The 14575-nt window shown below is 72.6% G+C and carries 11 protein-coding genes; 8 read left to right on the top strand and 3 right to left on the bottom strand.

Annotation, left to right across the window (positions count from 1 at the left end):
* The first annotated feature begins 43 nt into the window (after positions 1-43).
* Genes AC1MIR_RS24625 through AC1MIR_RS24635 form a run of 3 tightly spaced genes read left to right on the top strand, consistent with a single transcriptional unit; the run spans position 44 to position 6328 of the window.
* Complete coding sequence (locus AC1MIR_RS24625; protein ID WP_480030813.1) at positions 44-1201, top strand: hypothetical protein; 1158 nt, start codon at positions 44-46, stop codon at positions 1199-1201.
* Positions 1202-1232: 31 nt separating this feature from the next.
* Complete coding sequence (locus AC1MIR_RS24630) at positions 1233-1718, top strand: hypothetical protein (RefSeq protein WP_480030814.1); 486 nt, start codon at positions 1233-1235, stop codon at positions 1716-1718.
* Positions 1715-6328, top strand: a complete 4614-nt coding sequence (locus AC1MIR_RS24635; RefSeq protein WP_480030815.1) for a glycosyltransferase — start codon at positions 1715-1717, stop codon at positions 6326-6328. The genes AC1MIR_RS24630 and AC1MIR_RS24635 overlap by 4 nt, the downstream gene beginning before the upstream one ends.
* Here the strand turns inward: AC1MIR_RS24635 and AC1MIR_RS24640 are convergent, their stop codons facing one another.
* Positions 6329-7132: an alpha/beta hydrolase gene (locus AC1MIR_RS24640; protein WP_480030816.1), complete on the bottom strand. Its 804-nt coding sequence runs from the start codon at positions 7130-7132 to the stop codon at positions 6329-6331. It abuts the gene before it with no gap.
* 108 nt (positions 7133-7240) lie between these two features.
* On the opposite strand from AC1MIR_RS24640, the gene AC1MIR_RS24645 reads away from it, so the two are divergent.
* The 5 genes from AC1MIR_RS24645 (at position 7241) to AC1MIR_RS24665 (ending at position 12153) form a co-directional block, all read left to right on the top strand.
* On the top strand, positions 7241-8086 hold the full coding sequence (locus AC1MIR_RS24645; protein WP_480030817.1) for a hypothetical protein: 846 nt from the start codon (positions 7241-7243) through the stop codon (positions 8084-8086).
* Positions 8087-8198: 112 nt separating this feature from the next.
* The gene (locus AC1MIR_RS24650) at positions 8199-8759 is read left to right on the top strand and encodes a nucleoside 2-deoxyribosyltransferase (RefSeq protein ID WP_480030818.1); all 561 of its coding nucleotides are present in this window, start codon (positions 8199-8201) and stop codon (positions 8757-8759) included.
* A gap of 75 nt (positions 8760-8834) precedes the next feature.
* Entirely contained in the window at positions 8835-9566 is a 732-nt protein-coding gene (locus tag AC1MIR_RS24655) for a DUF1194 domain-containing protein (protein WP_480030819.1), read from the top strand.
* 146 nt (positions 9567-9712) lie between these two features.
* Complete coding sequence (locus tag AC1MIR_RS24660; RefSeq protein ID WP_480030820.1) at positions 9713-11206, top strand: circularly permuted type 2 ATP-grasp protein; 1494 nt, start codon at positions 9713-9715, stop codon at positions 11204-11206.
* Positions 11207-11211: 5 nt separating this feature from the next.
* Positions 11212-12153: an alpha-E domain-containing protein gene (locus tag AC1MIR_RS24665; RefSeq protein ID WP_480030821.1), complete on the top strand. Its 942-nt coding sequence runs from the start codon at positions 11212-11214 to the stop codon at positions 12151-12153.
* Positions 12154-12169: 16 nt separating this feature from the next.
* Here the strand turns inward: AC1MIR_RS24665 and AC1MIR_RS24670 are convergent, their stop codons facing one another.
* The gene (locus AC1MIR_RS24670; RefSeq protein ID WP_480030822.1) at positions 12170-13591 is read right to left on the bottom strand and encodes an FAD-binding oxidoreductase; all 1422 of its coding nucleotides are present in this window, start codon (positions 13589-13591) and stop codon (positions 12170-12172) included.
* A partial coding sequence (locus AC1MIR_RS24675) for an FAD-binding oxidoreductase (RefSeq protein WP_480030823.1) occupies positions 13588-14575 on the bottom strand: 988 nt, incomplete at its 5' end. The genes AC1MIR_RS24675 and AC1MIR_RS24670, both read right to left, overlap by 4 nt.

The raw sequence follows: 14575 nt of genomic DNA on the forward strand, positions 1-14575 counted from the left end.
TTGATCCATCGTCGCGGCGCCGGAGAGCGCTGTTGGGAGAGAAATGCCGGTTAAGCTTCAAAAGCTGCATCTGCATATAGGGCTGGAAAAGACAGGCACTTCCAGTGCTCAGCTATTCTTTGCTGACTCGCGTTCAGCCCTTTTGAAGGCGAGGCTGCTCTATCCGCTGGCTTTCCGTCCGCGCCCAGGCTTTGACAACCATGCCGCGCTGCCCGCAGTTGCGCAGTTGGATGACAGCGACCGCGAACTCACAAGTCTTGCGCCCCGGCAGCCCGGTGAAACGCGCGCAGACATGCGCGAACGCCTCGCGGGGGAATTCAGCAAGGAAGTCGTCGAAACCCGAGCGACCGCAGCGATACTATCGAGCGAGCATCTCTCCTCCCGCATCCGGTCGATCGCAGAGGCTCGGAATGCGCTCGACATGCTGCGCCGCGTGGAGATCGGCGAACTCGCCGTCCATGTCATGCTGCGGAACCAAGTGGACATGGCAGCTTCCTGGTACGCGACCACGGTCAAGGGCGGCGATGTGCGTCATCTCGACCAGGTCGACCCCCGGGAGCTGTTTCCCTATCTCAGCTTCGCAGACGTGATCGACCGGTGGCGGGTGGCCGCCGGTGACGTCGCCATGCGGGTCTACAGCTTCGATGCGCTGCGGGCGAAGGGCGTCGACGCCATTGCCCATCTCCGCCGGGTCACCGGCGTCCCGCCAGAAATCCCGGCCGCGCGCCGCAGCAACCTCAACGCGTCGCTGGACCGCAAGACGGCGGAGATCGTGCGGCGGATGAACGCGCTCGGCCGGGCGCGGCTGCCGGTGCAGAACTGGGACAGCGTGGTCGAGGCGCTGAGCTCCCGCGGCGGCGGCGAGCGAATCCGCCTGCCGCGCCCGCTGCACATGGCCATCCTTCGTGCCTTCGAACGCGAGAACCGCGAGATCGAGCGGATGTATTTCGGCGGCCGTCGCGTGCTGGCCATCCCGCCGCCGAAGCCGGATCAGGCCGGCGGCCGCGTGCAGATCACGCGCGACGACATGGCCGCGCTGATCAGCGAACTGGCCGCCGAGCTCGGCCAGCCGCCCGGCACGCTGCCATCCGGGGAGGAAGGCCTGCTGGCCCGCATCGGCGAACTGGCCGAAGCGCGGGGCCTCGCGATCCGCCAGGGGCGCCTGGCTGCCGCGGCGAAGGGCGGCGCGGCGCCGGCTTGACAGCGCCGGTCCGCCGCCCCGCTATCCCGCCATGACCCGCCCGCAACGCAGCTTCACCTGGGAGAATTTCCTGGACTTCCGGGATGGCGCCAGCCTGCCGGTGGCGTTCAACGGCTTCTCGGCCCCGGAAAGCGGCTTCGTCTGGCAGACCGGCCGCTTCGGCGAGGTGATCTTCGACTTCGAGGCCGCTTCCCGCTGCGGCGCGGCGGAGGCCGAGCTGATCGTGGAACTCGACGCCTATCGCGGCCCGCCGCGCGAGGCCGGCCAGAACCTCTTCGTCTATCTGAACGGCTACCGGCTCGGCTCCATCCTCGTCACGCGCTGCCGCGTGCTGGCGCGGCGATTCGACTGGCACATCCTGCGCCGCAAGGGGAACGTGCTGACCATCGACGCGCCGGACGCCGCGCGGCCGACCGGGGCCGGCTCCGGCGAGACCCGCGTGCTCGGCGCACGCCTGCTCTCCCTGCAGTTCCGCCCGGCGCCGCCCATCCCGCCTTCCGACCCCGCGGCGGGATGAGCTTCGTCAACATCGTCACCTCGGACCGCGGCTGGATCCTCGAAACCCTGGCCCGCGAGATCGCCGCGCGCCTGCCCTACGTCGCCTTCGGCGAAGGGCCGCGCCGCGACGCCGCCATCCAGTACTACATCTCCTATTCCTGCCGGCGCCGCCGCCTCTCGCCGATCGAGATCGCCTTCTTCACCCATCTCGAACCCGAAGGCGCCGCCCATGACGCCTTCTTCGACACGGCGCGCCAGGTGGACCACTGCGTCTGCCACGCCTCCGCCTACGCCGCCCTCCTGCGGCAGGCGGGGATCGAGGCCGTCTCCGTCATCCCGCCCGGCGTGGACGCCAAAACCTTCCGCCCGAAGCTGCGCGTCGGGGTGATCGGGCGCACCTATCACACCGGCCGCAAGGGCGAGCACCTGGTCGAGCAGCTGCGCGACCTCGAGGAGATCGAGTGGGTCTTCACCGGCGGCGGCTGGCCGGAGCCCGGCCGCGACCTGCCGGCCGGGGCGCTGCCCGATCTCTATCGCAGCCTCGACTACGTGCTGGTGCCGGCGCTCTACGAAGGCGGGCCGATGTGCGTGGTCGAGGCGCTGGCCTGCGGCACGCCTGTGATCGCGCCCCCGGTCGGCTGGGTGCCGGAATTCCCGCATGTGGAATACCGCGTCGGCGATGCGGCGGACCTTCGCCGCGTGCTGCTGGACTGCCTGGAGCAGAAGCGGGCGCGGCGCGCGGCGGTGCTGCACCACAGCTGGGACGCCTGGGCGGAGGCGCATGACCGGCTGTTCCAAGACCTCGCGGCGGCGCGGGGGATCGGGCTCGGCCCGCCGGCCGCGCGCCCCGCGCTGCCCCGCCGCGTCGGCCTGCTGCTGCACGGCAACGAGCGCGAGGCCCAGGGCGGCCCCAGCGTGCGCGCCCCGCGCCTCGTGCAGGAGCTGGAGGAGACGGGCATCCCGGCGGAGCTCCGCCACCACCCGGCGCCTGACGGATTCGCGGGGCTCGACCTGGTGCATGTGTTCAACTCCTGGCCGCCCTGGTCGGCGCCCGATGCGGTGCGGCGCGCGCATCGTTCGGGACGGGCGGTGGTGTTCTCGCCGATCCTGCTCGACCACGGGCTGAGCGACCTGTGGGGCGGGGAGCTGCCGCGGCTGCTGGCGGAGAGCGAGCCGGGGGAGGGGACGGATGCGGCGCTCGCGGCCTTCCGGGCGCGGCTGGCGGCTCGGCGCGCCGCCTCGCTGCCGCCCGCCGAGCCGGAAGCGGGCTTTCATGCGTCGCTGCGGGAGATGGCGGCGCTCAGCGACCGGCTGATCTTCGTGAGCGAGCGCGAGAAGGCGCGCCTGTCGGCCATCGGCGCGCGCACGGCGCATGGGCGGGTGGTGCGCAACCCGGTGGATGCGGCGCGCTTCGCCGAAGCCGATCCGGCGCTGTTCCGCGCGGCGACGGGGCTCGGCGATTTCGTGCTCTGCGCGGCGCGGCTGGAGCCGCGGAAGAACCAGGCGGTGCTGGCGCATGCGCTGCGCGGCACCGGGCTGCCGCTGGTGCTGCTCGGCCACGCGCCGGATGCGGGCTATCGCGCCGTGCTGGAGCGGCACCTGCATGCGGATGTGCATGTGCTGCCGCGGCTCGCGCCCGATTCGCCGCTGCTTGCCTCGGCCTTCGCCGCCGCGCGGGTCTTCGCCCTGCCGAGCTGGGCGGAAGGCGCGCCGCTGGCCGCGCTGGAGGCCGCGGCGGCCGGGGCAGCGCTGGTGCTCGCCGACGAATCCGGGGAGCGCGAGTATTTCGGGCCCCACGCCCGCTACGTGGACCCGGCCGATCCCGATGCGCTGCGGACCGCGGTGCTCGCCGCCTGGGAGGAAGGCCGCGCCGGCGCCGCCGAACGCCGGGACTTCGTCGCCCGGACCTTCGGCTGGGATGCGCATCGCGCCGCGACCGAAGCGGTCTATGCCGAGGCGCTGGAGGCCGCGCTGCTGCGCGGCGCCGCGCCGCCGCAGCCGCTGCCGGCGCCGCCGCGGCGCGGGCGCCGGGCGCCGATGCCGATCGTCTTCGACGTCACGACCGGCGCCAACCACAAGGGCCGCTGGACCGGCATCGCGCGGGTGGAGGCGGCGCTGGCGCTCGCGCTGCACGCCGGCGGCAAGGCGGCGCTGCGCTTCGTCGCCTGGAACAACACCGCGCGCAGCTTCGTGGAACTGCCCTTCGCCGCCGTGCGCGACGGCACGCTGGCCGAGGCGCTGGCCGCGCAGGACGAGGCGCCGGAGCCCATCGCAGCGCTACCGGAAGGCGCGCCGCTCTTCGTCGCGGGCAGCGGCTGGATGCAGAATTCTCTTTACGTCGAGCGGCTGGTCTCCTTCGCGCGCACGTATGGCCTGCGCTTGACGCCGCTGATCCACGACGTGATCCCGACGCGCTTCCCCTTCTGGTTCGACGAAGGCTACGCGCCCGTCTTCGAGCACAACCTCACCCTGCTGCTGGACGGCGCGGAGGCGCTGCTCGCCGTCTCGGAAGCGACGCGCGCCGAGGTCGAGGCCTTCGCCGCCCGCGTGCCCGGCCTGCTGCTGCCGCCGATCGCGGTGCTGCGGGAGGGCGACGAGATCGGCCAGATCGGTCCCGCGGTGCCGGCCGAAGCAGGGCAGTCCGTGCCCGAGCGGCTGGAGGGCCGCGACTTCGTGCTCTGCGTGGGCGCCATCCATGCCCGCAAGAACCACCGGTTGCTGTACGACGTGTGGCTGAAGCTGGTGGCGCAGCTGGGCCCGCGCTGCCCGCTGCTGGTGCTGGTCGGCGGCGCGGCCTGGGGCGGGCGGGACCTGGCGCGCGCGCTGCGGCAGGACGCGCGGCTGGATGGCCGCGTGCTGATCCTGGAGGATGTGGACGACGCGGCGCTGGCCTGGCTCTACCGCAACTGCCTGTTCAGCGTGTATCCCTCGCTGCAGGAAGGCTGGGGCCTGCCCGTCGCCGAGAGCCTGCGCCACGGCAAGCTGTGCCTTGCTGCGGACATCGCCTCCATCCGGGAAATCGCGCCGGGGCTCGTCGAGCTGCTCGATCCGCTGGATGTCACGACCTGGACGGCGCGCATCCGCTTCCTCGCCGGCAGCCGCGCCGCGCGCGAGGCGGCCCAGGCGCGAATCGCGCAGGGCTATGCACCACATGGCTGGGATCGCGCGGCGGCGCAGCTGCTTGATCATCTCTCGGCCGTGGCGAAGCCGCGGCGGCCGGCACGCCCCTATGCACTCGGCACCGTCGTGCCCTTCGGCGATCGGATCACCGCCTCCCGCCTGCGCTGGACCGGTTGGCATCCCTTCGAGAAATGGGGCTGCTGGGCCTGCGAGACGACCGCGGCACTCCGCTTCGAGCCGACCGAGCCGGTGCGCGGCCCGCTGCTGCTGCTTGCCGACCTCCGCGCCCTGCCGCCCGCCGGCGCCGCGACCTACGACCTGCAGGTGGTGGCGAACGGGCAGGCGGTCGCGTCCTGGCATGTCCCCGCCGGCGGCTTCCAGCTGTTCCATGCCGTGCTGCCCGCCGCCCTGGCCGCATCGCAGAGTCCGATCCGGGTGGAGTTCGTCGCCGCCGCGCTCACCGGCGTCGCGGAGGTCTCGGGGGCCGACGATCCGCGTCGGCTCGGCATCGGGCTGGCGCAGGTCGCCCTCGCGCCGCTCTCCGCAGTCGCCGATGCGGGCCGCTATTTCACGATGGAGCGTCCCGGCCAGAAGCGCCTGCGCCCCGGCCAAGGCCATGCGCTGCTGCGCAGCGCCGAAGGCCGCGCGATGCTGGAGGGAAGCTGGCGGTCCTCCGCGCCCTGGGGGCTGTGGACGGCGGAGCCGGTGAAGCGGCTGGCGATGACCATCCTGGACCAGCCCGGATCCGATCTCGTGCTGAACCTGCGCATCCGGCCGGTCGCCACGGCGGCGGCGCCGCTCCTGCTGCGCGCGCGGCTGAATGGCGAGGAGGTGGCGCGCTTCGACATCGCGGCGGCCGATCCCGTGACGCTGGCCGTGCCCTTGCCCGCCCTGCTGCGCGCCCGCCGCCAGCCGATGGCGCTGGAGATCGAGGCGGAGGCGCCCCGCGCGCCGCACGATCTCGGCCTCGGCCAGTCCGACATCGCCTTCGGGTTCGGGCTGCTCTCCGTCGCGCTGTGCGCACCGGGCGTCGTGCCGGCCCGGCCGCGCCTCGATCTCTGGCCGGGCGGCGAGATCCGGCTCGGCACGGCGGAGAAGGACGAGGCGGGCCTCGCCGTGCTCGCGGCCGCGCTCGGCGAGGACTGGCATGGTCCGGAGCCGATGGCGACCTGGTCCTTCGGGCCGACCGCGGTGCTGCCGCTGCGACTGCCCGAAGCCGGCGCAGACGATGCGACCTTGGAGGTCGAGCTTTCCGGGTATCGCGCGCCGCCGGGATCGGAGCGGCTGCCCGTGCGGATCAGCGCCGGCGGCCGGGTGCTGGCCGAACAGCCGGTGGCGCCGCGACGGCCCGCGACGCTCGCCCTGCGCATACCGGCGGACTGCATCGGCGCCGATGGCGCGCTCGACCTGTCTTTCGAGGCGGAGACCACCGCCTCGCCCTTCATGACCGGCGAGGGCGCGGATGAGCGCCTGCTCGGCCTGCGCGTCGCCGTGATCCGCCGCGCCTGATCAGGGCCGCGCAAGCCGCGCCGCGAGATCCACCAGGTCGCTCGCCGGGTCGGCCAGGGGGGCGATGACGGTGAAGTGGTCGGCGCCGGGCAGGGCGGTGAAGCCGCCGCCCCAGGCTGCCGCCATGTCGCGGCTCTGACGGAGGAATTCCGCGCTCTCCGCCCCGCCGACGACGCAATGCAGCCTCCGTCCCGGGGCGGGCATCCAGCGCGGCGAGAGCGCCCGCGCCTCCGCCGGCGTCAGCCGCAGCCCGGCGCCGATCGAGGTGGCGAGGAGGGGCTCGAGCTCGAATACGCCCGAGATCGGCAGCGCGGCATGGACGAGCCCGGCCGGCAGGCCGGCATCGAAGGCCGGCCACTCGGTGGCCAGCAGCATCGCCGCGAGGTGGCCGCCCGCCGAATGGCCGGTGGCCAGGATGCGCCGGCCCGTCAGCCGCCAGAGGAAGGCGCAGGCGGCGCGCATCTGCGCGACGATCTCGGCGAGCGTCACGCCGGGGCAGAGGTCGTAGGACGGCACGGCGACCGCGATGCCGCGCCCGTTCATCCCCCGCGCGCAATGGCTGGCGAAGCTGCGGTCGAGCGCCTGCCAATAGCCGCCATGGATGAAGAGCGCGAGCGGCGCGCTGCCGCCGGGCGCCGGTTCGAACAGGTCGAGCATCTCGCGCGGCCCCGCGCCATAGGAGAGGTCGAGCGCCGCCTGCGGGCAGGCCGCACGCCAAGCCGCGGCGTCTCGCTGCCAGCGGGCGATGTGCGCCGGATGCTCGGGCACGCGGGCGCGGTTGTTGTATTCGGCTTCGAGATCCATCGCGCCATTGGGCCGGCGCCGCCCGCGGCGGGCAAGAGGATCGCGGTTCCCATGGCCCGCTGCCGCATGCAAATCTGTCATCCGCGCAACGATCTGCGGAGCGAAGGGATGCGGGCGCCAGGGATCGCGGGCCTTCTCGGGGCAGGCCTGTTGTTGGCGGGCTGCGGCAACACCGGCCGCGTGCTCGGCGGCGTGGCCGCGGTCGGCGGCATGGCCGTCAGCGCCGCCACCACGGTCGTCGGCGCGGGGGTCTCGGCGGTGGGTGCGCTGGCCGGCGCCGGGGTGCAGGCGGCGGGGGCGGCCGGCTCGGCGGCGGCTGGCGCGGTGGGCGGAGCAACAGCCGGAGGCTCCGAAGCCGTCGAGGTCGTCGCGGTGACGCCGGCCTCGGCGCCCGCCGCCGCTCCCGCCCCGACCGCGACCGCAATGGAAGGCTTGGCCCAGCCAGCCATCCTCGCGGAGCCCTCCGTCCCGGGGGGCGGTGGCGGCGACACGGCGACCGCGACCCTCGCCGCGCTCGGCGGTGCCGGCGCCACGCTGGCGGGGCTCCGTATCCTGGACACCGCCGGCGCACAGGCCGTGCCGCGTGCACAGGAGATGCTGTTGACGGAGCGGCGCCCGATGGAGCGCTGCGCCTTGCAGGTCTTCGTCAGCGTGGCCGGCGCGGTGGGCCAGGCGCAGGCGGCGCGCTTCGGCGTCTGGCTCGGCGACAGGGTGCGCGACCACGGCCAGGCGGATGCGATGTCGAGCCTGGTCGAGGTGGCGGACGAGATCGTCGCCACCGTCCAGGACCAAGCGCGGCAAGCGCGCATCAGCGCCGCCGACCTGCTCGGCTTCGACAGCCTGCCGGAACTGGAGCAGAGCCTCGCCCTGGCGCGGGACGCGCAGGCCCGCTGCCCCTCCGCCGCCGCCCGCCGGATGACCGAGCTGCTGCAGGAGGAGGAAACCGAGGGCTGACGCGGCCCGCTGGCCCGATCGGGGGCGGCAGCCCCGGAGGGCCGGACCGGTCCGCCCGGAATGCCAGGGCGATGCTGGCCGGCGGCGCCCGATCGGCCGTATAGGCGCCGCCATGAAGGTCTATCTCGCCGGCCCCGACGTGTTCCTGCCCGATCCGATCGGCATGGCCGAGCGCAAGCGGGCGATCTGCGCCGCGCATGGGCTTTCGGGCATCTTCCCGGTGGATGCCCACCCGCAGCATCCGGAAGAGGCCCACCTGCCGCGCTGGCTGTGGATCTATCGCCGCAACGAGGCGCATATGCGCGACGCCGACGCGATCATCGCCAACCTCACGCCGTTCCGCGGCCCCTCGGCCGATGCCGGCACGGTCTATGAGCTCGGCTTCATGCGGGCGCTGGGCAGGAAGGTGCTCGGCTACAGCAACGTCGCGGCGGATTTCGTGCCGCGCACCCTCGGCTTCCTCGGCGCAGCGGCGCGTCGGGACGCGGCCGGGCGCTGGCGCGACGCGGCGGACATGGCGGTCGAGGATTTCGGCCTCGCCGACAACCTGATGATCGATGGCGGCGTGCGGGAAGCCGGCTTCGTGCTGGTGCGCCGCGAGGTGCCGGAGGCCGATCGCTGGACCGACCTCGCCGGCTTCGAGGCCTGCGTGCGGATGCTGACCGCGGCGTAGTTCGGTGGCGCCGCTTTCCTGTTGACGCCGACGCGCCTCTGCGTCGAGACAGGCAGGGTTCGACCGGGGCTTGGCATGACAGGGTGGCAGGGGATCCGTCGGCTGCGCCGGCGCGACGTGCTGGCGTCTTCGGCGCTTCTCGCGCCCTCCGGCCGCGCCGTCGCGCAGGGGGCGGCGGTGGATCTGCTGCTGGTGCTGGCGGTGGACGCTTCGGGCTCGATCGACCCGGATGAATTCACGCTGCAGCGCGAGGGCCTGGCCGAGGCCATCGCCCATCCTGCGGTGCTGGCGGCCATACGCTCCCGCCCGCGCGCGGCGATCGGGATCGCGATGGTCGAATGGGGCTCGCCGGGCGGCGCGGCGACCGTGGTGGACTGGATGCGCGTCGGCGACCGGGCCTCCGCCGAGGCCGCGGCGCGGGCCATGCTGGAGGCGCCGCGCTCGGCGCAGTCCTTCAACGCGATCGGCGATGCGCTGGTGCATGCGCGGGACCTGCTCGCGGCGGCCCCCTGGCAGGCCGCGGAGCGGACGATCGACGTCTCGGGCGACGGCCCCGACATCCGCAGCCTGGTCGCGGCGCCGGTGGCCCGCGACGAACTCGTCGCGCAGGGCGTCGTGGTGAACGGGCTGGCCATCGAGGCGTCGTCGAACTGGCGGGACGGCCGGCTGGCGGCGCTCTACGAACGCGATGTCATCGGCGGGCCGGGCGCCTTCGTCGTGCGGGCCGAGGATCGCCGGGACTTCGCGCGGGCGATGCGCGCGAAGCTGATCCGCGAGGTGGCAGGCCTCGGCCTCCGCACGGGATAGCCGGCCTGCCCAGGGAATGGGCGGTTCGGGCAGCCATATTCGGCAGCGGAGCGCATCCGGCAGCATTTCCGGCGGGCCGTGCCTCTTCCCACCGCGGCGCGTTTTTGCGACACCCGAGGCAAAGACGGGGAAGGTGCACTCTCGCGGTGAACCAGATCGGCTCCAACCAACCAGGCCGCGCCTTCGACGAGATGCAGGAAGCGGCCGGCGTGCGGCCGGCCTATGCCGGCATCGCCGGCTGGATCGCCCGCCATGGCGTCGGCGCCCTGGCCGCCAAGCGCACCGAGGCCGAGGCGCTGTTCCGCCGGGTCGGCATCACCTTCGCGGTCTATGGCGAGGGCGGCGATCCCGAGCGCCTGATCCCCTTCGACGTGATCCCCCGGATCCTCGCCCGCACCGAATGGGACCGGCTGGCCCGCGGGCTCACGCAGCGGGTGAAGGCGCTGAACGCCTTCATCGGCGACGTCTATGCCGGGCAGGAGATCGTCCGCGCCGGCCGCGTGCCGGCGGCGCTGATCGCCGAGAACGAGGCCTTCTGCCGCCCGATGGTCGGCTTCACGCCGCCGGCCGGCGTCTACTGCCACATCTCCGGCATCGACCTGGTGCGCACCGGGCCCGACGACTTCTACGTGCTGGAGGACAATTGCCGCACGCCCTCCGGCGTCTCCTACATGCTGGAGAACCGGGAAGCGATGCTGCGGCTGTTTCCCGGGCTCTGTTCCGACCATCGCCTCGCCCCTGTCGGCCACTACCCGGAAGAACTGCTGGAAACGCTGAAGGAGGCCGCGCCGCCGAACTGCACCGGCACGCCCTGCGTCGCCGTGCTGACGCCCGGCCACTTCAACAGCGCCTATTACGAGCACTGCTTCCTGGCCGACGAGATGGGCGTGGAGGTGGTGGAGGGCGCCGACCTCTTCGTCGAGGACGACGTCGTCTACATGCGCACGACCGCCGGGCCGAAGCGGGTGGACGTGCTGTATCGCCGCGTGGACGACGACTTCCTGGACCCGAGGGTGTTCCGGCCCGAGAGCATGCTCGGCGTGCCGGGCATCTTCGGCGCCTACCGCGCCGGCAACGTCACCCTGGCCAATGCGCCCGGCGCCGGCATCGCCGACGACAAGGCGATCTATCCCTTCGTGCCGGAGATGATCCGCTTCTATCTCGGCGAGGAACCGCTGCTGCAGAACGTGCCGACCTATCTCTGCGAGCGGGACGAGGACCGCGCCCATGTGCTGGCGAATCTCGACAAGCTGGTGGTGAAGCTGGCGCGCGGCTCGGGTGGCTACGGCATGCTGGTCGGGCCGCACAGCACCGCCGAGCAGCAGGCGGAGTTCGCCGCGCGCATCCGCGCGAAGCCGCATGACTACATCGCGCAGCCGACGCTCGCGCTGTCCACGGTGCCGACGCTGGCCGATGCCGGCATCGCGCCGCGCCATGTGGACCTCCGCCCCTATGTGCTGATGGGGAAGGAGGTCCGGATCGTGCCTGGCGGCCTGACGCGCGTGGCGCTGCGCGAAGGCTCGCTGGTGGTGAACTCCTCCCAGGGTGGCGGCACCAAGGACACCTGGGTGGTGGAGGACGGTCCGACCTTCGCCGCCGGCGCGACGGCGCAAGGCCAGTCGCAGCGGCAGGGCGGCTGACCGCGATGCTCTCGCGCACCGCCGACAGCCTGTTCTGGATGGGCCGCTACACCGAACGCGCGGGCAACATCGCGCGCGGCATGCAGGTGGCGCTGCGCATGTCCGGCCTGGCGGGCAGCCTCGGCGGCACGCATGACGAGTGGCGCAACCTTCTCGTCTCGGCCGGCGCCGAGCCCGGCTTCCGCGCCACCGGCCGCGCCGTGACGCCGGAGGCGGTGATCGGCTGGCTGGCGCTCGATCCCGAGAACCCGTCCTCCATCGCCAACTGCATCGAGGCCGCGCGCGGCAATGGCCGCGCGGTGCGGACCGCGCTGACCGTGGACATGTGGGAAGCGCTCAACGACACCTGGCGGGAGATGCGGGCGCGGTCCGCCTCCGCCGCGGGCGCGGATGCGCTGCCGGGCTTCCTGGACTGGGTGCGCGCGCGGACGCTGCTGTTCAACGGCGCGGCGGCCGACACGATGCTGCGCGACGAAGGCTGGCTGTTCGTCCATCTCGGCGTGATGCTGGAGCGCGCCGACAACACGGCGCGGCTGCTGGACGCAAAATGGCGGGCGCTGAGCGGGCCGAATGCCGAAGGCGCGCTGGCCTATGCCGAATGGCAGGCGCTGCTGCGCTCGGTCTCGGCGCTCCGCTCCTTCCAGTGGCTCTACCACACGCGGCTGGAGCCGCGGCTGATCGTGGAGCTGATGCTGTTCCGGCCGGAACTGCCACGGTCGCTGTTCTCCTGCCATCGCCGCGTGATGCATGCGCTCGACGGCATCGCGGAGCGCACCGGCGGGCGCCGCGGCGACCCGCAGCGCCTCGCGGCCGAGATCAACGACACGCTGGTGAAGGGCCGGGTGGATGCCATCCTCGCGGCCGGCCTGCACGACTGGCTGACCGTGCAGATCGACCGCAACATCGAACTCGGCAACGCGATCCAGTCGCTCTATCTCAGCGGCTGACGCCGGCGCGGGGCGCCTATTCGAGGATCTCGGCCGGGGCCTCGTAGTCCGTCTCGTAGAGATGCACGGCCTGCTGCTTGCCCGGCGTCCACTCCGGATCGTCCCAGGCCGCCATCTTGCCGGGATTGAGCAGGCCCTTGGGATCGGCCTGGCGCTTGAAGTCCAGCTGGTCCTGGTCCACGCGCTTCATCCCGCCATCCTCCAGCGTGTAGGTGTGCGGGTTGAAGATCGGCGCGCCGTTCTCCTCGTGCAGGCGGATGATCTCGGCCAGCCGCTCCTCGGAGGTGAAGCGGACGATCTGCAGGCCGAAGGCGCAGACCGTGCCGCCGAAGCGGACGAATTCCAGGTGCAGCAGCACCTCCTCGCCGAACATCCGCTCCATCTTCGCGATCAGGTCGAGATGGTTCGGCGCGGGGAACAGCGTCTGCAGATAGGTGATCTGCTTGTCCGTCTTCAGCACCTGCAGCGTGGTGTGGTTCCAGCTGTGCTCGTAGAGCGGCACCTCCGCCGCGTCGGAGGGCTCGCGCAGGATCTCCGCGCCGCCATGGCTCGCGATCAGCGCGGGCAGGATGTCGAGGAAGGGCGGCGCCACCATCAGGCAGGCCACCGAATGCCCCGCCGGCACCTTCGCGCCCCAGGACCTGAAATGCTGCTGCGGCAGCGGCGCCGGCACGACGCAGGCGAGCTTCTTCGCCACGCCGTCCATGCGGCAGAAGCTGTCGGCGAAGCGCGCGGCGCCCATCAGCGTCGGGAAGGCGACGACCACGTCCACCCAGTTCCAGGCGGGCGACAGCGGCATTTCGAGCTCGGTGATGATGCCGTTGGTCCCATAGGCGTGGTTGACCTTCTGTAGCTCCGGGCCGCGGAGCTCGAGCACGCGCGGCTCGGCCTCCATCGTCATCACCTTGAGGCCGAGGATGTTGCCCGGCTCGCGCAGGATGCCGTAGGTCGTGCTGCCGATGCCGGAGGAGCCGCCGGCGATGAAGCCGCCAAGCGTCGCGGTGCGCTTGGTCGAGGGATGGAAGCGCAGCTCGGCGCCGACCTCGCGCTTCAGCCAGGCATCGAGGTCGAGCAGCCTGATGCCGGCCTCGGCGCGCACCACGCCGGGCTTCGCCCAGATCACGCGGTTGAACCCGGTCATCTCCAGCACGATGCCGCCCTTGAGCGGCATGGCCTGGCCGTAATTGCCGGTGCCGGCGCCACGTGGCGTGACGGGCACGTCATGCGCATGCGCCGCGGCCAGCAGCGCGCGCAGCTCGGCCTCGTCGCGCGGCGCCACCAGCGCCTCTCCGGTCACCTTGTTGAGCTGGCGCTTCAGCACCGGGGAGTACCAGAAGAAGTCGCGCGACTTCTGGCGCACCAAGGCGGGATCGGTGATCCAGGCGAGGCCCGGCAGGGCCTCCATCACCTTCGCGATGTTCGGGTTCGCCATGCTCATGCCGCGGCACCCTCCGGCGTGAAGTCGCGCATCTTGCCCGGATTGAGCAGGCCCAGCGGATCGGCCATCCGCTTGAAGCCGAGCTGGTCGCCGGGAACGCGACGGTAGTTGCTGCCTTCCTCGATGGTCAGGACATGCGGGTTGGCGATGCCGATGCCCTCCGCCTCGAAGGCGGCGATGATCTCATAGAGCCGTTCCTGCGTGGTCCAGCGCACCACGGGCAGGGCGGACATGGTGGTGCGCCCGCCGAAGCGGACGCATTCGGTGTGCATCCAGACCTCGTCGCGGAAGGGGATGCGCACCGCCTCCAGCGCCTTCAGCGTGTCCTCGAAGGGGAAGCGGCATTGCAGATAGGTGACGCCGCGATCCTTCTTCAGCACCTGCAGGGTCGTGTGGTTCCAGCAGTATTCGTAGTAGGGCGTCGCCTCCGGGTCGCGCTCCGCCGCGACCGCATCCTGTTCGGCGACGATCCGCCCGCCATGCTCGGCGGCGAGTTCGCGCAGCGCGCGCAGCGCCGCGGGCGCGACCATCACCAGCGCGAGCGCATGGCCGGCCGGCACCGCGTCCGACAGGCCCTTGAAGAAGGGCGGAAGCTGGCTGTCGAAAACGCCGCACATCTTCTTCGGGATGCCGTCGCTGAAGGCGAGCTCCAGCGCGAAGCGGCTGGCGGGCACGAAATCGTCGAAGGCGATCGCGACATCGCGCCAGGCCTGCGCCGGCGTCAGCGGCACCTTGATGCGGGTCAGCACGCCGGTCGTGCCGTAGGTGCGGTTCACCGGGTTCGCCGCCTGGCCTTCCAGGTCCAGGATGCGCGGCGGATGCTGCATCGTCGCGACGCGCGCGCCCCAGAAATTGCCGCGCTCGCGCATCGTGCCGTGGCTGATGCCGCCCACGCCGGCGCCGCCGCCCGGGGCGCGGCCCCCCCCCCGGGGGGGGGGGGGGGGGGGGGGGCCCGCCGGGAGGCGACCCCCCCCGGGCCCGCCC

It is taken from the genome of Falsiroseomonas sp. RANM36 (assembly GCF_056682175.1).